The sequence below is a fragment of the Gluconobacter oxydans genome (assembly GCF_006539685.1).
Lineage (GTDB): Bacteria > Pseudomonadota > Alphaproteobacteria > Acetobacterales > Acetobacteraceae > Gluconobacter > Gluconobacter oxydans.
In genome coordinates this window covers 49,240-70,935 of record NZ_BJNM01000003.1, presented here as the reverse complement: position 1 = coordinate 70,935, position 21,696 = coordinate 49,240, and the positions used below count along the sequence as shown (strand labels likewise).

Annotated in this window: 17 protein-coding genes; 5 read left to right on the top strand and 12 right to left on the bottom strand. The window is 61.3% G+C overall.

Annotation, left to right across the window (positions count from 1 at the left end; genetic code table 11):
* Positions 1–140 precede the first annotated feature (140 nt).
* The 9 genes from glmS to mutM all read right to left on the bottom strand — a co-directional run bounded on the left by glmS (position 141) and on the right by mutM (position 12,042).
* Positions 141–1,967, bottom strand: coding sequence for a glutamine--fructose-6-phosphate transaminase (isomerizing) (glmS, locus tag GOX01_RS02215; RefSeq protein WP_011251610.1), 1,827 nt, complete (start codon positions 1,965–1,967; stop codon positions 141–143).
* On the bottom strand, positions 1,967–3,301 hold the full coding sequence (gene glmU, locus GOX01_RS02210; RefSeq protein ID WP_062269338.1) for a bifunctional UDP-N-acetylglucosamine diphosphorylase/glucosamine-1-phosphate N-acetyltransferase GlmU: 1,335 nt from the start codon (positions 3,299–3,301) through the stop codon (positions 1,967–1,969). Before glmU ends, glmS begins: the two co-directional genes overlap by 1 nt.
* Positions 3,302–3,405: 104 nt before the next feature.
* Complete coding sequence (locus GOX01_RS02205; protein ID WP_062269336.1) at positions 3,406–4,197, bottom strand: DUF3108 domain-containing protein; 792 nt, start codon at positions 4,195–4,197, stop codon at positions 3,406–3,408.
* Entirely contained in the window at positions 4,187–6,631 is a 2,445-nt protein-coding gene (gyrB, locus tag GOX01_RS02200; RefSeq protein WP_062269334.1) for a DNA topoisomerase (ATP-hydrolyzing) subunit B, read from the bottom strand. The genes GOX01_RS02205 and gyrB overlap by 11 nt, the downstream gene beginning before the upstream one ends.
* Before the next feature lie 85 nt (positions 6,632–6,716).
* A complete protein-coding gene (recF, locus tag GOX01_RS02195; protein WP_062269332.1) occupies positions 6,717–7,820 on the bottom strand; it encodes a DNA replication/repair protein RecF in 1,104 nt (367 codons plus the stop codon).
* Positions 7,821–7,833: 13 nt separating this feature from the next.
* The gene (gene dnaN, locus GOX01_RS02190) at positions 7,834–8,958 is read right to left on the bottom strand and encodes a DNA polymerase III subunit beta (RefSeq protein WP_011251605.1); all 1,125 of its coding nucleotides are present in this window, start codon (positions 8,956–8,958) and stop codon (positions 7,834–7,836) included.
* 90 nt (positions 8,959–9,048) lie between these two features.
* A complete protein-coding gene (dnaA, locus tag GOX01_RS02185) occupies positions 9,049–10,488 on the bottom strand; it encodes a chromosomal replication initiator protein DnaA (protein WP_011251604.1) in 1,440 nt (479 codons plus the stop codon).
* 324 nt (positions 10,489–10,812) lie between these two features.
* Positions 10,813–11,082 (bottom strand): 30S ribosomal protein S20, encoded by a 270-nt coding sequence (rpsT, locus tag GOX01_RS02180; RefSeq protein ID WP_011253998.1) that lies wholly within the window; start codon positions 11,080–11,082, stop codon positions 10,813–10,815.
* A gap of 126 nt (positions 11,083–11,208) precedes the next feature.
* Positions 11,209–12,042, bottom strand: coding sequence for a bifunctional DNA-formamidopyrimidine glycosylase/DNA-(apurinic or apyrimidinic site) lyase (mutM, locus tag GOX01_RS02175; RefSeq protein WP_062269604.1), 834 nt, complete (start codon positions 12,040–12,042; stop codon positions 11,209–11,211).
* 30 nt (positions 12,043–12,072) lie between these two features.
* Between mutM and GOX01_RS02170 the strand changes: the two genes are divergently transcribed.
* The 5 genes from GOX01_RS02170 to GOX01_RS02150 all read left to right on the top strand — a co-directional run bounded on the left by GOX01_RS02170 (position 12,073) and on the right by GOX01_RS02150 (position 17,614).
* Entirely contained in the window at positions 12,073–12,861 is a 789-nt protein-coding gene (locus GOX01_RS02170; RefSeq protein WP_011253996.1) for a class I SAM-dependent methyltransferase, read from the top strand.
* 4 nt (positions 12,862–12,865) lie between these two features.
* Positions 12,866–14,056, top strand: a complete 1,191-nt coding sequence (coaBC, locus tag GOX01_RS02165; protein ID WP_024717316.1) for a bifunctional phosphopantothenoylcysteine decarboxylase/phosphopantothenate--cysteine ligase CoaBC — start codon at positions 12,866–12,868, stop codon at positions 14,054–14,056.
* Between the two features lie 29 nt (positions 14,057–14,085).
* Positions 14,086–14,541 carry a dUTP diphosphatase gene (gene dut, locus GOX01_RS02160; protein WP_011253994.1) on the top strand — a complete coding sequence of 152 codons (456 nt, stop codon included), beginning with the start codon at positions 14,086–14,088 and terminating at the stop codon, positions 14,539–14,541.
* Positions 14,542–14,631: 90 nt separating this feature from the next.
* Positions 14,632–16,275 (top strand): ABC transporter permease subunit, encoded by a 1,644-nt coding sequence (locus GOX01_RS02155; RefSeq protein ID WP_011253993.1) that lies wholly within the window; start codon positions 14,632–14,634, stop codon positions 16,273–16,275.
* A 25-nt stretch (positions 16,276–16,300) separates the two neighbouring features.
* Positions 16,301–17,614: an ABC transporter ATP-binding protein gene (locus GOX01_RS02150; RefSeq protein ID WP_011253992.1), complete on the top strand. Its 1,314-nt coding sequence runs from the start codon at positions 16,301–16,303 to the stop codon at positions 17,612–17,614.
* Positions 17,615–17,623: 9 nt separating this feature from the next.
* Here the strand turns inward: GOX01_RS02150 and GOX01_RS02145 are convergent, their stop codons facing one another.
* The 3 genes from GOX01_RS02145 to GOX01_RS02135 form a co-directional block, all read right to left on the bottom strand.
* A complete protein-coding gene (locus GOX01_RS02145) occupies positions 17,624–19,006 on the bottom strand; it encodes a DUF2252 domain-containing protein (protein ID WP_011253991.1) in 1,383 nt (460 codons plus the stop codon).
* A gap of 53 nt (positions 19,007–19,059) precedes the next feature.
* Positions 19,060–19,605 carry a peptide-methionine (S)-S-oxide reductase MsrA gene (gene msrA / locus GOX01_RS02140; RefSeq protein WP_011253990.1) on the bottom strand — a complete coding sequence of 182 codons (546 nt, stop codon included), beginning with the start codon at positions 19,603–19,605 and terminating at the stop codon, positions 19,060–19,062.
* Positions 19,606–19,693: 88 nt separating this feature from the next.
* Complete coding sequence (locus GOX01_RS02135) at positions 19,694–21,640, bottom strand: CocE/NonD family hydrolase (protein WP_011253989.1); 1,947 nt, start codon at positions 21,638–21,640, stop codon at positions 19,694–19,696.
* Between the last annotated feature and the right edge of the window lie 56 nt (positions 21,641–21,696).

The following is a 21,696-nucleotide window of genomic DNA, read 5'->3' as shown; positions in this document are numbered from 1 at the left end:
TTCGCGTATGGTGATTTCAGAGGCGCTGGGAGAGAGTCCTGAATTTCCGGCCGATATTCCGGATATTGCGTCTCCTTCAGGCTGCCATGTGTGATGTTACTATAATGTCTGCAAAAAATTTCCCCCGATAGGAAAATCCTTCATTCAACCGTGACTGATTTGGCAAGGTTCCGGGGCTGATCCACGTCGGTCCCCTTGAGAAGAGCCACTTCATAAGCCAGCATCTGAACGGGAATGGCATACAGGATCGGGGCCACGAAAGCGTCCACATCCGGCATGATAACAACCTGTTCCGCCACGCCCTCAAGACGTTTCGCACCTTCTGCATCGGTGAAGGCAAGAATGCGTCCGCCACGCGCTTTCGCTTCCTGCAGATTGGAGAGCGTTTTGTCGAACAGGATCGTGGACGGTGCGATGGCAACGACCGGAACGGTCTGGTCGATCAGGCTGATGGGGCCATGCTTCAGTTCACCCGCGGCATAAGCTTCTGCGTGGATGTAGCTGATTTCTTTTAATTTTAATGCACCTTCAAAGGCGATCGGCGTGCAGATGCCGCGCCCCAGATACAGGACATCGCGGGCCTGAGCGACAACGGCCGCCATCGCCTGGATATCCTTGGTACGGGTAAAGACTTCTGCAGCGCGGGACGGCAGATCCAGCAGGCTGGCCGTCAGACGTTCTTCACGGGCCTGATCCATCGTGCCGCGGGCGCGCGCGAAATCGATTGCCAGAGCCGCCAGAACAGAAAGCTGCGCCGTGAAAGCCTTGGTTGAGGCTACGGAGATTTCCGGCCCAGCATCCATACCTAGGACGAGATCGCTTTCGCGTCCCATGGTCGAGTGCTCGACATTCAGTACGGAAACAATGCTCTGTCCGGCCTTCTTGAGGCTCCGCAGAACCCCGAGCGTATCAGCAGTCTCGCCGGACTGGGAAATCAGCAGCGCCACGCCCTTGTCCGGCTGCGGCGGCTCGCGGTAGCGCATTTCCGACGCAACATCGATCTCCACCGGAATGCGCGCGAGGGATTCCAGCCAGTACCGCCCGACCATGCCGGCATAATAGGCCGAGCCGCAGGCCGTGATGGTAATACGGGGAACCTGTGCCGGGTCAAACGGCATTTCCGGAAGGGCAATACGCTTTGAAGCCGGATCCGTAATCCGCTTCAGCGTCTGTCCGATGGCGACGGGGTGTTCATGGAGTTCCTTCTCCATGTAATGCCGGTAGCCGTCCTTGCCGACCTGTCCGGCCATGAACGTCAGATCCTGAACCGGACGGCTGACTTCCGCGCCGGTCATATCAAAAATCGTGACATGATCAGGTGTCAGTTCACACCAGTCGCCATCTTCCAGATAGGTCATCTTCCGGGCCATCGGAGCCAGCGCAATGCTGTCCGATCCAAGGAACATCTCACCATTGCCATAGCCCACCGCCAGTGGAGCACCATGACGCGCGCCAATCAGCAGGCCTTCATGATCCTTGAAGATCATGGCAATGGCATAGGCGCCTTCCAGCCGCTTGATCGCAGCAAAGGCTGCTTCCCGAGGCTCCAGCCCCTGCCCCAGATAATCATCGACCAGATGGGCGACCGTCTCTGAATCCGTTTCCGTCCGGAACACGCGTCCCTTCGCCTCAAGCTCTTTCTTGAGCTCGGCAAAGTTCTCGATGATGCCGTTATGGACGATCGCCACACGACCGGCCTCATGAGGATGAGCATTATTTTCCGTGGGCGCGCCATGCGTGGCCCAACGCGTATGCCCGATCCCGGTCGTGCCAGGCAGCGGGTGCTCTTTCAGGACATGCTCCAGATTGTCGAGCTTGCCAGCCGCACGACGGCGCTCAATGTCCCCGGATGCCGTCAGCGTGGCGATGCCAGCGGAATCATATCCGCGATATTCAAGACGGCGGAGCGCCTCAAACGCAATCGGGCTGGCAGGCTGGTGTCCAACAATACCGCAGATACCGCACATCAGCCCTGTTCCTTCCGAGCTTTGAGAGACTGTTTGATCTGAAGGCCCTGCCCGCTTTTCAGCGTCTGCCGGGCCCGGCCCAGAGCCAGATCGCCGGGAGGGACATCACTGGTGATGACGCTGCCGGCCGCAATAACGGCATCGTCCCCGACTGTCACAGGAGCCACGAGGATGGAATCCGAACCAACGAACACGCGCTCGCCGATCGTGGTCCGGTGTTTGAACACGCCATCGTAGTTGCAGGTGATGGTCCCTGCTCCGACATTCGTGCCACTCCCGATCGAGGCATCGCCCAGATAGGTCAGGTGATTGGCCTTCGCGCCCTCACCCAACTCTACATTCTTGAGTTCGACGAAATTTCCAACATGCGTCTGCGCGGCACAAAGCGTGCCGGGGCGCAGCCGGGCATAGGGACCGATCATCGCATTTTCCCCGACCTCGCAGCCTTCCAGATGGGAAAAGGCGCGAATGAGGGCACCTGAACGGACCTTCACGCCGGGGCCAAAGAAAACGTTCGGCTCGATCGTCACATCCGCTTCGATGACGGTGTCGGTGCTGAAGAACACGGTTTCAGGAGCAACAAGCGTAACACCCGCATCCATGGCTGCATTTCGCAGCCGGGTCTGAAGCGTCGCTTCTGCACGAGCCAGTTCCGAGCGGGAATTGACGCCTGCCAGTTCGGCTTCCGGTGCTTCCACGCAAACGACCGGTCCGGCTTTTGCGGCCATTTCAACCACGTCTGTCAGATAATACTCACCCTGGGCATTGTCGTTGCCGACATCTGCAAGCCAGGTGCGGAAATCGTCGGCTCCGGCACACATGACGCCCGCATTGCACAGCGTGATGCGGCGTTCGTCTTCCGTGGCATCCTTGAATTCGACGATCTTCACGACCCTGCCGTGGTCTTCGACAATCCGGCCATAACGCCCCGGTTCCGCAGGTCGCATTCCGAGAAGCGCCAGACTGGCACCTTCCCTGCGTGCTGCCAGCAGGCGTCGCATCGTCTCTGCCGTAATCAGCGGATTATCGGCATACAGAATGGCCACATCGCCAGTGCCGAACAGGTCCCGAGCCGTGTTGGCGGCATGTGCTGTGCCAAGTCGCTCGACCTGTGTGACGGTTTTGAAAGGACGGACGGCCTTTTCAAGCTCCGGCATGTCCGGACCGGTGACGACGACCACATCATCAAAGACCTGCCGGGCAGTTGTGATGAGATGGTTGATCATCGGCTGGTTGCCCAGACGGTGCAGCGCCTTTGGCAGACGGGATTTCATGCGCGTGCCGAGGCCCGCAGCAAGGATGATGGCAGTGGTGCGATGGGTGCTGTCGGTCATGTCCCGCCCGGGGTATCCAAACCGCGGGTCCGCGTCAAACGGAGCCCGCAGACTGTGTCATCACTTCGAATTGCCGATTATTGCAAGACGTTCGAGTGCTCCGTTCAGGGAGCTACGGCGTGTTGCATGACGACCATGACACGCCCGAGTTTGGGGTGGTTAAACTCGATCCGGACCGGGACAAGTCCCAGACCATCAATCTTCCTGAACCAGACGGATCCAGGCTGGGGAGAGGCCAGTTTTGCCCTGTTCGGAGAGTCCTTCACAAAGCCTGCAAGCTGGCGCCCTATGAAGTCACAGCGCAGCGCCTGTCCGGCATAGGCCTCATCCTGCCCCTGCGGGATGTCTGCCATGGTCGGACCATGGACCACCATTTCACTCAGCCGGATCCCGTCAAAAACGATCTGCGTTCCGTCGCATTTCCCGGTCGTGGCAAGGGCATGCAGCAGATGTGCCATGCCGCTCAGGGTATCGACCGTATGCGGCAGGGAGCTGTCGGGGATCGGTTCGCGGTCGGTCTCCGGAGGCTGAAGATCCGTTACTTTCGGAGTGTCGTTCGAGAATTCCAGCCGGACATGGCGATGTTTGCCGCGGGAAATGCCACCACTGTCAAACAGAACCGGCTGCACGTTGCCATCGGGTGTGAACTTTCCCTCAACGCGGGATGTCACGTCCATGGTCAAGAACCAGCTGATCAGGCCCGCGGGCTTGATCTGTGTACTGCCCCCATAGCCCCAAGGCTGGAGCTGATAGGATGCCTGCGCGTTCAGGACGTGAAAGCCCTTGAGATAAACGGCATAGGCCGCATTGACCTGCCCTTCGGCCCGGGCCGGGCTACAGCCCAGTCCGGCCATCAGGGCAAGTGCCGCCCATGCGACAAGAGCCTCAAACGTCAAGATTGGCGACTTTCAGGGCATTACCGACAATGAAGTCCCTGCGGGGCTCCACGACGTCGCCCATCAGCGTAGAGAACACCTGTCCGGCATCTTCCACATCCCCGACCCGGACCTGCAGCAGAGTGCGGGTCGAAGGATCGAGCGTGGTGTGCCACAGCTGCTCGTCGTTCATTTCGCCCAGCCCCTTGAAGCGATTGATGGTCAGGCCGCGACGGCCCTGAAGCAGGATGCGCTCCATGACGGCTGCGGGACCGAACAGTTCATAAGCCGTGGGGTCGAGCGTGAGTGTGACTGGCTTTGCGAAATCGCGGGCCAGACGCTCCCATTCCGACACCAGCCAGCGTGCTTCCGCCGAGCGCAGGAGCGAAGGCTCGATCCGGTAGACTTCGCCTACGCCACGGACGGAACGGGCACATTCCAGACCGGTTTCCGAAATGGAGACCTTCCAGCCGCGCTCGTTGGGCAGCGAAGCCTCGTCCAGACGCTGCTGGAACTCGGCCATCCGCGATGTCGCAACAGCGATATCGCTGTCAAGAACGCCCGAGATGGCGGCCTGCTCCATGACCCAGACAGGAACCTTCGAAGCAATGCTCTGAAGGCGACGGGCGGCAGCCGAAAGGAACGCGACTTCCTCGGCCAGAGGCTCTCCTGTCAGTTCCCGGCCATCCGCAAAGCGCAGGGAGGCATTCGCCAGTGCCTTGTCCAGCAGATACTGCTCAAGAGCGGCATCGTCCTTGAGATAGCGCTCTTCCTGACCGCGCTTGGCGCGATAGAGCGGCGGCTGGGCGATGTAGAGATAGCCCTGCTCGATCAGCTCCGGCATCTGACGGAAGAAGAACGTCAGCAGCAGCGTGCGGATATGCGAACCGTCGACGTCAGCATCGGTCATGATGACGATCTTGTGGTAGCGCAGTTTTTCGGCCGAGAAACCGCCCTGATCGACTTCGCCGCGTCCGATGCCGGTGCCAAGCGCCGTAATCAGCGTTCCGATTTCCGCCGAACCCAGCATCCGGTCGAACCGGGCACGCTCGACGTTCAGGATCTTGCCACGCAGCGGCAGGATGGCCTGGAAGCGACGGTCCCGTCCCTGCTTGGCCGTGCCACCTGCGGAATCACCCTCAACGATGAAGATTTCAGCCTTGGACGCATCGCGCTCCTGACAGTCCGCGAGCTTGCCTGGAAGCGAGGATACATCCAGCACACCCTTGCGCCGCGTCAGCTCACGCGCACGACGCGCAGCTTCACGCGCGCTGGCAGCGTCGATTATCTTGGCCACGATGGCCTTCGCTTCCTTGGGATGCGTCTCGAACCAGTGGGAGATCGCATCGGAAGCGGCAGCGTGGACGACAGGCTGAACTTCGGACGAGACGAGCTTGTCCTTGGTCTGCGAGGAGAACTTGGGGTCAGGGACCTTCACGGACAGGACAGCGGTCATGCCTTCGCGCATGTCCTCACCGGTCAGAGATCCCGCCTCACGCTTGGCCACACCTTCGGCATACTTGCCAACAACGCGCGTCAGGGCCTGACGGAAACCGGCCAGATGCGTGCCGCCATCGCGCTGCGGGATGTTGTTGGTGAAGCACAGCATCGTCTCGTGATAGCTGTCGTTCCAGGTCAGCGCGAACTCGACGCGGATGCCGCTTTCGGGATTGTCGATCTCGCCCGTAATGGGCGGCGTGACGATGGAAGTTTTTGAAGAATCAAGCCATTCCGCGAATGCGCTCAGACCACCATCATAGTGGAAGCGCAGTTCCTTCGGCTCGGCATGACGCTCGTCACGCAGGATGATCAGCATGCCCGAATTCAGGAATGCGAGCTCGCGGACGCGGCGTTCAAGAATGGAAATATCGAAATCGACCTTCGTGAAGGTCTGCTTGCTGGGCTTGAACGTAACCAGTGTGCCCCGGTCTTCGGAGGACGGCCCGATGACATGCAGGGCTTCGTCGCGTTCGCCATGCTGGAAGCGGATCTTGTGCTCCAGTCCGTTGCGCCAGATCCGCACTTCCATCCATTCGGACAGCGCATTCACCACGGCCGCACCCACACCGTGCAGACCACCGGAAACCTTGTAGGAGTTCTGGTTGAACTTGCCGCCGGCATGAAGCTTGGTCAGCACGACTTCGGCGGCGCTGATACCTTCTTCGGGGTGCAGATCGGTCGGAATGCCACGGCCGTCGTCCCGTACCGAAACGGAACCGTCCCCGTTCAGGGTCAGGATGCAGTAGGTTGCATGGCCGGCCTGGGCTTCGTCCACCGCATTGTCGATGATTTCGAAGACCATGTGATGCAGGCCCGAGCCGTCATCGGTATCGCCGATATACATGCCCGGACGCTTGCGGACGGCGTCCAGCCCCTTCAGGACCGAGATGGAGGAAGCGCCGTAATCTTCACCGTCTGCGCCAGGAATCTCGGGCTGGTTCTGGGTCTCTGACATGCGCGTGACGGTCTCCGTGGTACTCTGAATAACTGATGGATCAGTATAGCCCCTGCCGTTCATTTAGGCCAGCGGCGGCGGCGTATCAGGACGGGGATATGGTGCCGTTCCTGACGGAAAAAAACTGGGCGCGGCCTGCGATCGGCGCGAACGCCTCGGCATCCGTGCCCGTAATCAGGACAGGCGCCCGCAGCCCCTCAAGGCTGTTGAGGAGCGCATGTCGTCGCATCTCGTCCAGATGAAGCAGGGGTTCATCAAGCAGGATGGCCGGGGCGTATCCCCGTTCCTGTGTCATCAGCCGCGCATGGGACAGGATCGTGCCGGTCAGCATGACCTTCTGCTGGCCGCTGCTCGAAAGCTCGGCAGGACGTCCCGTGGCGGTGTCTGAAAGCGTGAAATCGGCCCGATGGGCGCCGACGGATGTTGTGGAGCGCTGTCGGTCTTCTGTGCGGGCCTGTCGCAGGCTGTTCCTGATCCAGTCTTCAACTTCGAGAGCCGGCTGGGTTGTCAGGCGGCTTGAGATGGCGCAGTCCAGATGCAGCGTACTGGCAGAAAATCCATCATTTTCAAAAGGATGGGCGTTCATGCTCTCGATGAGCGCCAACCGCGCGGCAGACGCAGCGACCGCATGACGGGCGATGGAATCTTCTATGGAAGTAAGCCATTCCACCTCGTTCTGACGTTCAGACAGAACCCTGTTTCGACTGACGACCGAGCGGTCATGCGCTGCGATCTGGCGTCCGTGATCGGGAGACAGCGCCATGACCAGCCTGTCCAGAAACCGCCGCCGGCCGCTGGAGCCTTCCTGAAAAAGCCGGTCCATCTGGGGCGTCAGCCAGACACAGGAAAACCTCTGGCCGATCAGAGCCTGGGAGCGGATGTTTTCCCCATCGAGGCGAAATGTCCGGCGCTGTTTTTCGCTCAGGTCGCTCCCCGTGCCGATCCGGAATTCGTCCAGGCCAGACTGGAGCGTGGCCGCAACCCCCCATCGTTCTGCGCCCTGACGGCACAAGGCGGGAAGTGCTGCCCCCCGCAGGCCCCGACCGGGGGCCAGCAGGGAAACGGCTTCGAGCAGATTGGTCTTCCCGGACCCGTTCTCCCCCGTCAGAACCAGAATAGAGGCTTCCGGGGTCCAGACGGTATGGGTGTAGTTCCGGAAATCCGTCAGCGCGAGCCGGGTCAGTTTCAATCGTGGCTCGTGTTCAGACCCGCATGGGCATCAGGACATACAGAGCCGAAGGCGATGCCGTGTCACGGACGATGGTGGGAGCAGAGCTGTCGGAAAATGCGAACTCCACTTCCACGTCGATCTGATCGGTGATGTCCGTCAGGTAACGGGCCTGAAAGCCGATTTCGATCGGTGCTGCGTCGTAGGAAACGGCGTTTTCGTCCAGTTCCTCATGCGCCACGCCCTGATCGGGGCTGGTGGCGGACAGGTTCAGCATGTTCTGCGTAACAGACAGCTTGACCGGCCGTGAACGCTCCTGGCTAATGGCCGCAACACGACCAACAGCAGCTGCGAAATCGCGCTTTCCAACCCGCAGGATGCGATCATTGCCCTTGGGAATGACACGCTCGTATTCCGGGAAAGTGCCGTCGATCAGCTTGGAGGTCAGCAGAACCGGCCCGGCCTGGAACTGGATGCGGGTGTCGGACAGCGACACTTCCAGATCGGCCGCCCCTTCATCGAGCAGCTTGCGCAGTTCATTGATGGTCTTGCGTGGGATGATGACGCCCGGCATGCCACGTGCACCTTCCGGAAGTTCCGTCTCGACGCGGGCGAGACGGTGACCATCTGTGGCCACGGCCCGCAGCATCGGAATGGACCCGTTTTCTGCAACGTGCAGGTAGATACCGTTCAGGTAATAGCGGGTTTCTTCGTTGGAAATGGCGAACTTGGTACGGTCGATCAGACCACGAAGCGTTGCTGCCGGGATCGAAAAACGATGCGGCAGATCGCCAGCAACCATCGCCGGGAAATCATCAACCGGAAGGACGTTCAGGCTGGTCGCATAACGACCGGCACGCAGGGCGAGCGGAGCCTCGCTGTCCTGATGATCGAACTCCAGAGCAACGCCATCGGGCAGCTTGCGGACGATCTCGAAGAGCACAGCAGCCGGAACGGTCGTAGAGCCGGAGCGCTCACCGCTCGCCGGAACGTCTTCCACGACGGCAATTTCCATATCCGTCGCCGTCAGGCGCAGAACATCATCCTGATAGCTCATCAGAACGTTGGCCAGGATGGGAATGGTATTCCGCTTTTCTGCAACGCCGTGAATATGCGCCAGAGCCCGTTGCAGCAGGGTACGGTCAACCTTGAATTTCATTCCGAGCCTCGGCGAAGATCTTGAATTAATTGAGAGAACCTAGCAGACCCCCGCCCCTCGGGAAAGAGAGGGATCGGAGGTCCGGGCGGGTCAGCCTTCCAGCATCCGGCGCAGCAGTTCCACGTCCTCGGCGAAGGATGTGTCCTGATCCATCAGCTCGGTCACGCGGTTGACGGCGTGCATGACGGTCGTGTGATCGCGGTTGCCAAATTTGCGTCCGATTTCCGGAAGAGACCGGCTCGTCAGCTGCTTGGCCAGATACATGGCCACCTGACGCGGGCGTGCTACGGCACGGGCACGGCGGGCCGAGGACATGTCTGTCAGGCGGATATTCCAGTGCTCGGAAACCTTGCGCTGGATTTCCTCGATGGTCACGCGGCGGTCATGGGCCTTCAGCATGTCCTTGAGAACATCCTGCGTCGTATCGAGCGTCACGGGACGTCCAACCAGATCAGCATGGGCGATCAGGCGATTCAATGCTCCTTCAAGCTCACGGACATTGGTCGTGATCTTGTGGGCAAGATATTCCAGAACCTTGGACGGAACATGCGTCCCCGACGCCTTGGCTTTGGCTTCCAGAATGGAAATGCGCAGCTCGAAAGTCGTGGCGTGGATGTCGGCGACCATGCCGCAGCCCAGACGGGTTCGCAGACGGTCTTCAAGGCCTGACAGGTCGGACGGACTTTTGTCGGCACTGACGATGATCTGGCGACCGGCATCGACGAGGGCATTGAACGTATGGAAGAATTCTTCCTGTGTGTTGTCCTTGCCGATCAGGAACTGGAGATCATCGATCATCAGCACGTCAACGGAACGGAGCTGTTCCTTGAACTCCATCGTGGACTGCGAACGGATCGCCGCGATGAAGCGGTACATGAACTTTTCCGCGGACATGTAAGCCACGGAGACTTTGCCGGTCCGGGTCAGCTCCGTTCCGATGGCGTGCATCAGATGGGTTTTGCCTAGGCCGACTCCGCCATACAGGAACAGCGGATTGAAGCCCGGGCTCGACGGTTTTTCCGCCACACGGCGGGCGCAGGCATAGGCAAACTCATTGGGCTTGCCGACGATAAAGGTATCAAACGTAAAGCGCGGATCAAGCGGCACCGCCAGATCGCTGCGGCTTTCAGGGGCAGCAGCCTGCGTCGCGAGTTCATGCCCCTCGCCTGAGCCGTCTTCCCCGTCCTCTGCGTCGCCCATGGAGACTTCAGGCAGACCACGCTTGACCTGAAGCTCGACCCCCTTGATGTCCTCGCGCTCGGTACGCCAGAGCGTCTGAAGGCGCTCCTCATACTGGCTGCGGACCCAGTCACGCAGGAAGCGCGTGGGCAAATAGAGGGTCAGTTCATCTTCTTCGAGTGGTCCCAGAACGATCTGCCGGAGCCATGTCCGGTATTCGACCTCGCCAACCTCACTCTTCAGTTTCTCACGAACGCGGATCCATGCGGTTTCCAGCGGTGTCGTCGAACCGGGGGCGGAGGCGCTGGCGTCCAGATACTGAGCGTTTTCCACCATTGTACCCCCTTTCATATCCATTCCCGCACGGGGCGGGTATCAGTTGTGGTTCCCTGCGCGCAGGGCGATTGTGCTCTCGACAGAAATCTGCAGCAGAAAAGCTGGCGAATTCCCGGAGAAGCCAGAGCATCCGATACCTTTTTGTCGAACCCCCAGAATAGGCGTCCGCTCAGCCCGAAGCAAGCTGGAACACGAAGGGTTCAGCGGGATGTCATGAGGGTGTTCCCCATCGGCAACCCGGGGTCAGATGCTTGGGAAAAAGATGTCAGGAGCTGCAGTCAAAAAAGAACGCGCTCCTGGAGGGGAGCGCGTTCTTCAGTTCCGACCCGAAGGTGAAGCTCAGGCGGTTGCCAGAGCCTTCACGCGGGCGGACAGACGGGACAGCTTGCGGCTGATCGTGTTCTTGGCAATCACGCCCTTGCCTGCTGCGCGCTGCATTTCCGGCTGTGCAACCTTGAAGGCCTCGGCAGCAGCGGACTTGTCACCGGCCTGGATGGCGAGTTCAACCTTCTTGATGAACGTACGCATGCGGGACATGCGGGCAACGTTGCGCTCACGGCGACGTTCGTTCTGACGGATACGCTTGCGGGCAGAAGCTGTGTTTGCCATGGATCTTTCGGTTCAGTTTGCGTTTTGGTCGCGTAAATGGTTGGCGCCGTCTACTCTGTCCGGACGGGTCACGTCAAGCGTTTTGCACATTTTACACAGGATGGGGGCATCTTCCTGTCACGCTGCCTATTTCTGGCAGGTCGGACAGAAGAACGTTGACCGCCCTGCCTGTGTGATGCGCTGGATCGGATGTTCTGCTCCACAGTTCGGGCATGGAACCCCTTCGCGACCATAAACGAGGTGCAGGTCCTGAAACGCGCCTTTCGTGCCGTCAGCCTGCACATAGTCGCGCAGGGACGATCCTCCGGACGCGATGGCCTGCTCCAGGATCTGCGGAATGGCCTCTGCAAGAGCGGCGGTCTCTTCTCCCGTCAGGGTACAGGCCTGCCGCTCGGGATGAATGCCGCAGCGGAACAGCGCCTCGCACACATAGATATTGCCAAGTCCTGCGATCAGCTTCTGGTCCAGCAGCGCAGATTTGATGGGCGAGCGCCTGCCCCGGAACAGTTCCGCCAGTGCTGGGCCGGTCATGGCGTCTGAGAGAGGCTCCATTCCCAGATGGGCCAGAAGGCGGTGACTGTCCTCTTCAGACGTCCGAACCAGATCGACCATGCCAAAGCGCCGGGGATCGACCAGCCCTGCTCTCGCACCGCTGTCCGTTTCCAGAACCAGATGCTCGTGTGCCGGTGGAGTCGCGTTTGTTCCCGCCCGGCCAATCGTGAGTCGGCCCGACATGCCCAGGTGCAGCAGCATGCTCCACCCGCCTTCCAGACGCATGAGAATATACTTCGCGCGCCTGCGGAACGAGAGAACGTGATGGCCTTCCAGCTTTTCCCGCAGATCAGCGGGAAACGGCCATCGAAGGTCGGGACGGTTGACGGTGACATGGCTGATTCGGTGCCCTTCGAAGGCATCACGAAACCCGCGCATGACGGTTTCGACTTCTGGAAGCTCTGGCATGGCTGGCCTCAACGATATATCGATTGCCCCATGACCGATAGCGCAGAACACAACGCCTCGCCCTTCCAGTCCTCCGCACATGCCGAGGACACCACCGATTTCGGCTACCGGAGTGTTCCGCGCGGCCAGAAGAAGACGATGGTCCGGGAGGTGTTCGAGAGCGTCGCCGGGAAATACGACATCATGAATGACGTGATGTCGCTGGGTATCCACCGCGTCTGGAAGCGCATTTTCGTGGGCATGCTCAATCCGCGCCCGAACATGAAGCTGCTGGATCTGGCTGGTGGTACGGGTGACATCACCTTCGGCTGGCTCCGTGCCGGTGGTGGCCCGGCCATCCTGTCCGACATCAATGCCGCCATGCTTTCCGTGGGGCGGGACCGCGCCATCAAGGCCGGACTGATCGGCAAGATCGAGGTCTGCGTCGTGGACGCGGAAGCCATCCCCCTGCCTGACTGCTCCGTCGATCGCGTGACGATCGCCTTTGGCCTGCGCAACTGCACGGACAAGGACGCAGTGCTGCGTGAGGCGCGTCGTGTCCTCAAGCCGGGCGGGCGCTTCTTCTGCCTGGAGTTCTCGCAGGTCGAAGTGGCGGCCCTCGCGCCGATTTATGACATGTGGTCCTTCCAGGTTCTGCCCAAAATGGGCCAGATCATCGCCAAGGATTCCGAGAGCTACCAGTATCTCGCCGAGAGCATCCGCATGTTCCCCGATCAGGAAACGCTGGCGCAGATGATGCGCGATGCCGGGCTCGAGCAGGTCCAGTACCGCAATCTCTCTGGTGGCATCGCCGCCATCCATTCCGGCTGGCGTCTGTAAGGCCATGCGCCGCGTCCTGCTGATCGTCTCGGGCGGCATTGCTGCGTTCCGGGCGCTTGAGCTGGTGCGGCTCCTACGGGCTGAAGGCATTGCCGTCACGCCCGTCATGACTGAGGCCGCCAAAGCCTTCGTCACCCCGCTCAGCCTTGAGACACTGGCAGGCGAGCGCGTGCATGACGCGCTGTTCGAGCCGACGCAGGAAAGCGAGATCGGCCATATCGCCCTCGCCCGAAGCGCGGATCTCGTGGTCGTCTGTCCCGCCACCGCCAACATCATGGCGCGCATGGCTCATGGTCTTGCCGATGATCTGGCGACCACGCTTCTGCTCGCGACCACATCCCCCATCCTTCTGGCCCCGGCCATGAATGTGCGGATGTGGGAACATCCCGCGACGCAGGCCAATCTGAAAGCTCTCGAAGCACGCGGTGTTTCCATCGTCGGACCAGATGTGGGAAGCATGGCCTGCGGAGAAGTCGGCGCGGGCCGTCTCAGCGAACCGCCGAGGATCTGCGATGCCATCCTGCATATCCTGACGCCGGACCGCTCTTTGGCTGGACGCCGCATTCTCGTAACGGCTGGCCCAACCGTCGAGCCGCTCGATCCCGTGCGGTTCCTGTCCAACCATTCTTCCGGCCGACAGGGCTACGCCATTGCGGCGGCTCTGGCGGCACGGGGCGCAAACGTCACGCTGGTCAGCGGGCCGGTCTCGATCCCCGTGCCTGAGGGCGTCCATCGCATCTCCGTTCAGACCGCCCGCGAGATGCTGGCGGCCTGTGAAACTGCCCTGCCAGTCGATGTTGCCGTCTGCACCGCCGCCGTCAGCGACTGGCGCGCAAAGGAACTGGCGCCGGGCAAGATCAAAAAGACCGGTGACGGGCCACCCAGACTCGAACTGGTGGAAAACCCGGATATTCTGGCGACGCTCTGCCGTGCCGCCCAACGTCCTCGTCTTGTTGTGGGTTTTGCCGCCGAGACGGATGACGTTCTGGACAACGCCAAGGCCAAGCGTCTGCGCAAGGGGTGTGACTGGCTTGTGGCCAATGATGTGCGTCAGGGCGTGTTCGGCGCCATGCGCAATACCGTCAGCCTGATCGACGACAATGGCGTTCAGAGTTGGCCGGAAATGGACAAGACGGACGTCGCCGAACAGATCGCGCAGAGGATTGCAGCCTTCTTTGCCGATCCGTCTTCATAGGCATCGCAATCCGGGATAAGACAGAGGCCATGACGACAGACCTGATTGATGTGCGCATCACGCGCCTGCCTCATTCCGAAGGCCTTCCCCTTCCCGCCTATGCCACTGCCGGTGCCGCAGGATTCGATTTCCTGGCCGCAGTGGACGCCCCCATGACGATCGCTCCGGGTGAGCGCGTTCTGGTGCCGACCGGGCTGTGCATTGCGCTGCCGCCCGCCTATGAGCTTCAGGTCCGTCCGCGCTCGGGTCTGGCCCTCAAGCACGGCATCACGCTGCCGAACTCACCCGGTACCATCGACGAAGACTATCGCGGCGAGCTTCGCATCATCGTCATGAATGCGGGCACCGAACCCTTCACTGTCGAGCGTGGCACCCGGATCGCGCAGGGCGTGCTGGCCCCCGTCTCCCGCCTGCGCTGGACGGAAGTCGAGACGCTGGATGAGACGGCGCGTGGCGAGGGCGGCTTTGGCAGCACCGGCCACTGATCCGGCCGGTGACATGCAGAAAACACTTGAGCCTTCCAGACGTCTCTTTCTAACCTCTGGTTTCCATCAGGAGGAAGGATCGCGCGCATCATGACGGGCAGCCCGATGGCCATGCCCATGCGGATCATGCATCGCTGGCGCCAGCGCATGAGCGGCATCGAACTTTCGATCCTGTTCTGCGCGACCGCTTTTGCACTTCTGGTGCTGCCCCGCGCTTCTGTCGCGCCTGTCCTGTCCGCCATGCCACCGGCTGCGCCCCTGCCGTTGTGGGACATGGCGGGGCTGACCGTCCTGCATGTGATCCTGTCTCTGCTGATTGTGGTGGCAGCATCGTTGCTTCTCTCAGGTGCGGCGTGCCAGTGGCCCCGTTTCAGGGCATTTCTCATCCCCGCCCTCTCTGTCGCCCGTGCCGTGCCGGGCCTCGGCCTGATCGGGATCCTGGCTGCGCTCTTTCCCCCGACCCTGACCATCATGCTGGTTGCCGCGTCCAGCATGATCTGGCGGATCGTGACGGCCGTGCTCGACGCGGAAGACACGCTTCCCCCCGCGCTTGATGAAGTCGCAACCGGCCTGCGCATGACGGGCTGGCAGCGTTTCTGGCGCCTTCAGATGCCAGTCGCCGTACCCCTGACGACCTTCAGAGCCATGCAGACCATGCCGGCTTTCTGGGTCCGGCTGCTGTCCGCCGAAGGTCTGATGATGCTGATGAGCCATCAGGCAACGGGCGGATGTGGTGCAGCCGCCCTGCAGGCCATGCTGGACCATCATCCGCTCCGGATCGTCGAAGTTTCCGGGATCATTCTTCTGCTGATCCTCGTGATCGATCAGGCTCTCATGCGTCCCATGGTGGGCTGGGCGCAGCGTTATCGGCCCGAAGGCCCGTTCGAGGAACGCGCACGCCCGCAATCCTGGTTACTGACGATCTGGCGGCGCACAAAGCTCATGCTCTGGCTCAGCGGAGGCGTGAGTGATGCCCTCGTCTGGATCGGGAACTGGCGCCTGGGTCGTCCGCGCAGCATCCTGCCCGAGCGCCACAGGACAGTCCGGGAGCTTCCAGAGGCGCTCCTGCCTGTCGTTTCCCTGTTTCTTCTGGTTTATGCGGTCTATCACGCCGGCCTTCTGGGGCAGGTTCCGGCGGATCTGGCCGAGAGCGTGCTCACGCTTTCGCATGTCTGTGGGACGCTGCTGCTGTGTGTACTGGTCTGGGTTCCCTTGGGTCTTGTGATCAGCGAGCACGGATCCTCCCTGCGCAATGTCTGCCGGATGGCTGTGATGGCCTGCGGTCTTTTTCCGGCCGTGCTCCTCTATCCGCTCTGTCGGGAGCTGGGGCTCGACTCACCGGTCATCCTGCTTTTTCTGGGCGCGCACTGGCTGGTCGGGATCGTCGTGCTCGACGCGGCGAAAGCCATTCCCTCAGGTCTGAGACAGGTTGCGGCGGGTCTGCGGCTGCGGGGTGTCCTGCTGTGGCGGCGCCTTCTGCTTCCTGCCATCGCGCCGGAACTGTGCGGCGGCCTGCTGACGGCGGTGGTACCGGTCTGGAATGCGGTGATGGTGGCGGAGGCTTTCGTGCCGTCCGATAGCGGCCTTGGGGCCGCCCTGCTTTCCGAGGCCCTGAGCGGGGCCGTGGCGGCGCAGATCCTCGCGCTGATGCTGCTGACGCTTCTTTCCATGCTGCTGGATCGACTGGTCCTGCAACCTCTCGCCGTGAATGCGGCCCAGAAATATACGATTTGAACCTCAGGCTGAAATCCACAGACCCATGAAATCTCTCCTGTCCCTTCGCGAATGTCGCCAGACCTATCTCAAGGAGAGCAGCACGGATCTGGTCGTACTCGATCATGTCAGCTTCGATGTGCGGACGGGTGAAATACTGGGTCTGTTGGGGCGTTCCGGCTCCGGGAAATCCTCCCTGCTGCGGATCATGGCCGGCCTGACCCCGCCAATGTCAGGACAGGTGTTCTGGCAGGGTGCGCCCGTAACAGGCCCCTTGGATGGTGTGGCGACGGTCTTTCAGTCCGGCGCGCTCTTTCCCTGGCTCACTCTGCGGCAGAATGTGGCGCTGGGTCTGGAAATGCGCCGCCTGCCCCGTGCCGAGCGCGAAGCCATGACCGACGCCGCCATCGAGGTTATGGGGCTTGAAGGCTACGAGAATGCCTACCCGAAGGAACTGTCCGAAGCCCTCAGCCAGCGCGTCTCCTTTGCGCGCGCGCTCGCGCTTCAGCCGTCCCTGCTCCTGCTGGACGAGCCGTTCTCGGCGCTGGATGTCCTGAGTGCCGAAAACCTGCGGACCGATCTGATCGAACTGTGGGACGAGAAGCGCCTGCCCCTCAAAGCCATGCTTCTGGCGACGCACGGGATCGAAGAAGCGGTTCTGATGTGCGACCGCATCCTCATTTTCTCCTCCAGCCCCGGTCGCGTAACACACGAGATCGCAGTTCCTTTCCCGCATCCGCGCAACCGCGACGACGAGGATTTCCGCCGCTTCGTGGACCAGATCTACGCACTCATGACACGCCGCGCGCCCATCGTTTCCGAGGCGGACCCCGTCCAGCCACCCGTTGCCTCGGCCACAGCGCTTCCGCCCTTCTCCATCGTGCTGCCGGATCTGGCGGTCGAGGTTCTGGTCGGACTGATGGAAGTGCTGGAAAGTGAGCCGCTCTCAGGACGGGCCGATCTGCCCGAACTGGCACAGCGCCTCCAGATGACGCTGGATGACCTCCTGCCGCTGGGTGAGTCACTTCAGCTTCTGGATCTGGCGGAGCTTGAGGATGGCGACATTCTGCTGACGCCCGATGGTCAGGCCTTTGTCGAAGGCGATTCCGACACCCGCAAGGATCTGATGCGCAAAGCGCTCCTGCATCACCTGCCCCTGCTGCGTTCCATCCGCAGTACGCTGGACGAGCGTTCGAGCCACACCGTGGACGCCGCCCGCTTCCGCAAGGCCATGGAAGAGAGCATGTCACCCGATTATGCGCGGCAGACCCTCACCACGGCCATCGGCTGGGCCCGCTATGCCGAGCTGTTCGACTATGACGAGGAATCCGACCGCTTCCATCTGGAGAACGAGGAATAAGCTCGCGCCTCAGGCGCAGCAGACGCGCTTGTCCGCGATGGCCTGCGTGAAGGCTTTCCAGTCCTTCTCGCTCTGATCCGCATAGAGCACTGCAAAATCGGCAATGGCGCGTGCAAAGGAATGTCCCTTCCCCAGATAGCCGGCCAGCAGGGGCAGATCGGCGGAGCGGCCATGTGAACGGCCCAGGGTCCTCCCACAGAGTGCGGCATATTCCGGTAAAAGCGCGTCCTCGATCTTCTCGCCGATCATGGCCAGACGGACATCCTTGGTCTGGCGCACATAGAAGTCCCGGCCCCCACCGGCCTTGCGTCCGGTCTGGTCGGTCGTGCGCTTTCCGGTGGTGTGCGTCCAGCCCAGGAACGTATCCGAACTGGCCTGCATGATGCGCTGGCCAGTGACGACCCGCTCCCCGTGGTTGGGCAGGTCCACAGCGCCCTGGAAAGGTTCGAGAACGGAGGTCTGGGCTTCCTTGATCTGAAGGATCAGGGGTTCATTATCGGCGGTCGTGAACAGTCCGAGCGCACAGAACGTCCCGACACTGCCGATGCCGACGACCTTGAACAGCACGTCCTGCAGGGCATAGCGCTCCAGAACGATCCTGCGTTCGGGCGGCAGGTCGCTGACATAGCGTGCGAAGGCGCCACGGACGATGTCATTGTGCTGTGGCAGGCGTGTGACGAAAGGCGGATGTTCTTTCAGGCGTCCTGCGGATTTGGGATCGATCATGCCGAAATGACCGGAAATGGCCCCGAGTTCGGACTGGATCTTCTCCATCATGCCCGTGCGGATCCTGTCGTCCACGATCCCGTCAATGACCGCCCGCACATCGATCCGTTCGTTCCAGGCCTGAAGCGGCGGAAGCTTCGACAGACGGGCAATTTCATCGACGTAATGCTGAACAGCCGAGACCGCCAGACGACGGCAGTGCTTTTCAGACAGCGAGGCCTCGCGCCCCGCCAGAACAAGGCTCGTCGCCAGACGCTTGAGGTCCCACTCGAACGTCGCGGGAGCGGTTTCATCGAAATCGTTGATATCAAAGACCGGAAGCCCTTCCGGAGACGGATAGCATCCGAAATTGTCCAGATGGCAGTCCCCGCAGGACTGCACCCGCAACCCGGTCTTTGGTGTGAAGGACAGGTCAGACGCCATGACAGCCGCTGCCCCCCGCAGGAACGCGAAGGGCGAGGCCTTCATGCGCTGATGGCGGATCGGCAGCAGATCCGCGATCCGGCTCTTCCCCTGCTGCAGCAGGATCCCGATCGGATCAGGACGCTTTGCAGGCGGAACCCACAGGGCGTGGCTGCTGCGCTTGACGGTCTTGCGCAGGGCCACGCCGGCTTCATAGCGGGCCTGGCGGGTACGGAGCGGCGGGAAAGAAGGTGTCTTTGTCATGGTTTGTCACGGTATCCGAAAAACGCTCCGCGACAAAGCACCTATACTCCGCCTTAGTCAGGCTGCTTGAGGCGGTCGCGGTAAAGCTTGCGGGCCTTGGCGACCTTGGGAGCCACCACTGCCGCACAATACGCCGTCTGCGGGTTGCGGGCGAAATAGTCGTGGTGCTTTTCCTCAGCCGGCCAGAAATGGGCGGGCCCTTCGATGGAGGTCACGATCGGATCAGGCCAGATGCCTTCAGACTCAATTTCGGCCCGCACCCTGCGGGCTGTTTCCTGCTGGGTGGCATCCCCGAAAATGACGGAGCGGTACTGCGTGCCGACATCGTTGCCCTGCCGGTTGAGCTGGGTGGGATCATGCGTCGTGAAAAACACGCGCAGGACATCTTCCAGGCCGATTTCAGCCGGATCGAACACGACCTTTACGACTTCGGCATGGCCCGTCCGCCCGGTGCAGACGGCTTCATAGCTTGGATTGTCGACGGAGCCGCCGGCATAGCCCGGTTCGGCCGAAATGATGCCGCGCAGGCCGCTAAAGACGGCCTCGACGCACCAGAAGCAGCCTGCGCCAAGAAGGATGGAAGACTGTTGGGTCGTCATGATGATGCTCCGCTAAAAGGATCAGCCCTCCTATATGGGAAGGCTGATCCTGTCTGACGAGTTACCGGATGGCATGAAGCGCGCGGGATTACTGCGCGGGTGCGACGGTCGGGAGCCAGATGGCGCTGGCGTGATCGCCACCGCGGTGGATGGTCTGGGTCGCGACGTGATAGTCCGAAGCCTTGGCGTCGAAAATGTTCGGCACGAAGGTCTGGGGGTTGCGGTCATAGAGCGGGAACCAGCTCGACTGGATCTGGATCATGATCCGGTGCCCCTTCTGGAACACATGGTTCATGGCCGGAAGCGTAAAGCGGTATTCCTGCACCTGCCCCGCCGGAATGGCGGACGGATGCGTAAAGCTCTGCCGGTAACGTCCGCGGAAAATATCCATCGACATCGGCAGCTCATAGCCACCCATCTGCGGATTATCCGGCGTCAGACCGGGCTGGACATCGATGATCTTCACTACAAAATCCGCATCCGTTCCCGTGGTGCTGGCGAAAATATCGGCCGTCGGCACACCCGATACCGTGACCGGAGCATCAAGCACGGGCGTTTCGTAGGTCAGTACATCCGGACGGCTTTCGGCGAACCGCTGGTCGGTCACGAGCCAGGCCTTCCAGCGCGGATCCTCGCCCATCATGTACGGACGCTGGACGAAAGGCACCGGATGGGCCGGATCGGAGACATAACTGTCCGTCCCAGGCAGCGTGCGCTTGAAGGCCAGACCATGATCCGGCTGCAGATACAGGCGCTCACCCTTCTGCATGCAGGTCGTGGTGCAGTCGCTCAGCCAGTTGCGGAAGTGATCCCAGTGGTTCTCACCGGTATTGTAGATGATGGCTTCATCCAGATGCGGATCAGGCGCGTTCTTCAGATAGTGATCGAAGAACGGACGCATGACATTGGCGCGATACCACAGGGCGGTGTCACCGTTGAAATGCAGCGGGCCAAGCGTGGAGCCATCATAATTCACACCACTATGACGCCACGGCCCCATGACGAGGATGTTCGGAACCTGCGTGTGATGCGCCTTCAGATTCATCCAGGAATGGATCGCACCCCACATATCCTCCTGATCCCACAGACCCTGCTCCCAGATCGTCGGAACCCTGAGCGGCTTCTTCACGATCAGTTGGTCCAGTGCCTGATCCTGCCAGAAGGCGTCATAGGCGGGATGGGCCTTCATGCGGCGCCACCAGGGGAACTGGTCCAGCCCCGCCTTCGTCGCGAAATTGCCGGTCGAGACATCGGCGAGGAACGTCGTGTAGTCGTCCGCATCCGGGCGGGGAATGGACGGACCGGAGCCGGCTTCCGTCATCTGCGCCGTGAAATAGTCCAGTCCCGGCTGGCGGAACGCACCGTAATGGAACCAGTCATCGCCCATCCAGCCATCGACCATCGGGCTTTCCGGAGCCGCAACCTTCAGCGCCGGATGCGGATCGAGCAGCGCCATGACGACGGTCCAGCCCTCATAGGACGATCCCGTCATGCCGACCTTGCCGTTGCTCTCGGGCAGGTTCTTCACCAGCCAGTCTATCGTGTCCCAGGCGTCGGTCGTATCGTCTGTTTTGGTCGGGTTCAGCGGGCCGATCGGCGGCCGCGTCATGACATAGTCGCCCTGTGAGCCATACTTGCCACGAACGTCCTGAAAGACGCGGATATAGCCTTCATCCACAAACACGCCGTCCCCCTGCGGCAGGATGGCGCGCATGGTCGAGGCATCGGGAACGCGGTTGGCGCGTTCGCTGGCATGATAGGGCGTACGGGTCAGCAGGATCGGGGCGTTCTTGGCACCCTTGGGGATCACGATGACCGTATGCAGCTTGATGCCATCACGCATGGGGATCATCACGTCGCGCTTGATGTAATCGCGCTGGTCGATCGGCATGCTGACATGGGCGGGAATGTCGCTGCCCGTCTGGATCATGTCAGGCGTGACCGCAGGGGTGGATGTGGCGGGTTCGGCGGCCTGTGCCGCACACAGGAATGTCGCGGCCAGAGCGGTGCCGAGGCTCAGAAAATGACGTCTCACGAAAGGCTCCTGATCTTTGTTGCGAGTTTGGACCGGACAGAGTCTTTCGGGCAAGG

Excerpts from the sequence above, each read along its gene's own strand:
- glmS (WP_011251610.1), bottom strand. The coding sequence starts at position 1,967 with ATGTGCGGTATCTGCGGTATTGTTGGACACCAGCCTGCCAGCCCGATT.
- glmU (WP_062269338.1), bottom strand. The coding sequence starts at position 3,301 with ATGACCGACAGCACCCATCGCACCACTGCCATCATCCTTGCTGCGGGC.
- gyrB (WP_062269334.1), bottom strand. The coding sequence starts at position 6,631 with ATGTCAGAGACCCAGAACCAGCCCGAGATTCCTGGCGCAGACGGTGAA.
- dnaN (WP_011251605.1), bottom strand. The coding sequence starts at position 8,958 with ATGAAATTCAAGGTTGACCGTACCCTGCTGCAACGGGCTCTGGCGCAT.
- dnaA (WP_011251604.1), bottom strand. The coding sequence starts at position 10,488 with ATGAAAGGGGGTACAATGGTGGAAAACGCTCAGTATCTGGACGCCAGC.
- rpsT (WP_011253998.1), bottom strand. The coding sequence starts at position 11,082 with ATGGCAAACACAGCTTCTGCCCGCAAGCGTATCCGTCAGAACGAACGT.
- mutM (WP_062269604.1), bottom strand. The coding sequence starts at position 12,042 with ATGCCAGAGCTTCCAGAAGTCGAAACCGTCATGCGCGGGTTTCGTGAT.
- GOX01_RS02170 (WP_011253996.1), top strand. The coding sequence starts at position 12,073 with ATGACCGATAGCGCAGAACACAACGCCTCGCCCTTCCAGTCCTCCGCA.
- coaBC (WP_024717316.1), top strand. The coding sequence starts at position 12,866 with ATGCGCCGCGTCCTGCTGATCGTCTCGGGCGGCATTGCTGCGTTCCGG.
- dut (WP_011253994.1), top strand. The coding sequence starts at position 14,086 with ATGACGACAGACCTGATTGATGTGCGCATCACGCGCCTGCCTCATTCC.
- GOX01_RS02155 (WP_011253993.1), top strand. The coding sequence starts at position 14,632 with ATGACGGGCAGCCCGATGGCCATGCCCATGCGGATCATGCATCGCTGG.
- GOX01_RS02150 (WP_011253992.1), top strand. The coding sequence starts at position 16,301 with ATGAAATCTCTCCTGTCCCTTCGCGAATGTCGCCAGACCTATCTCAAG.
- GOX01_RS02145 (WP_011253991.1), bottom strand. The coding sequence starts at position 19,006 with ATGACAAAGACACCTTCTTTCCCGCCGCTCCGTACCCGCCAGGCCCGC.
- msrA (WP_011253990.1), bottom strand. The coding sequence starts at position 19,605 with ATGACGACCCAACAGTCTTCCATCCTTCTTGGCGCAGGCTGCTTCTGG.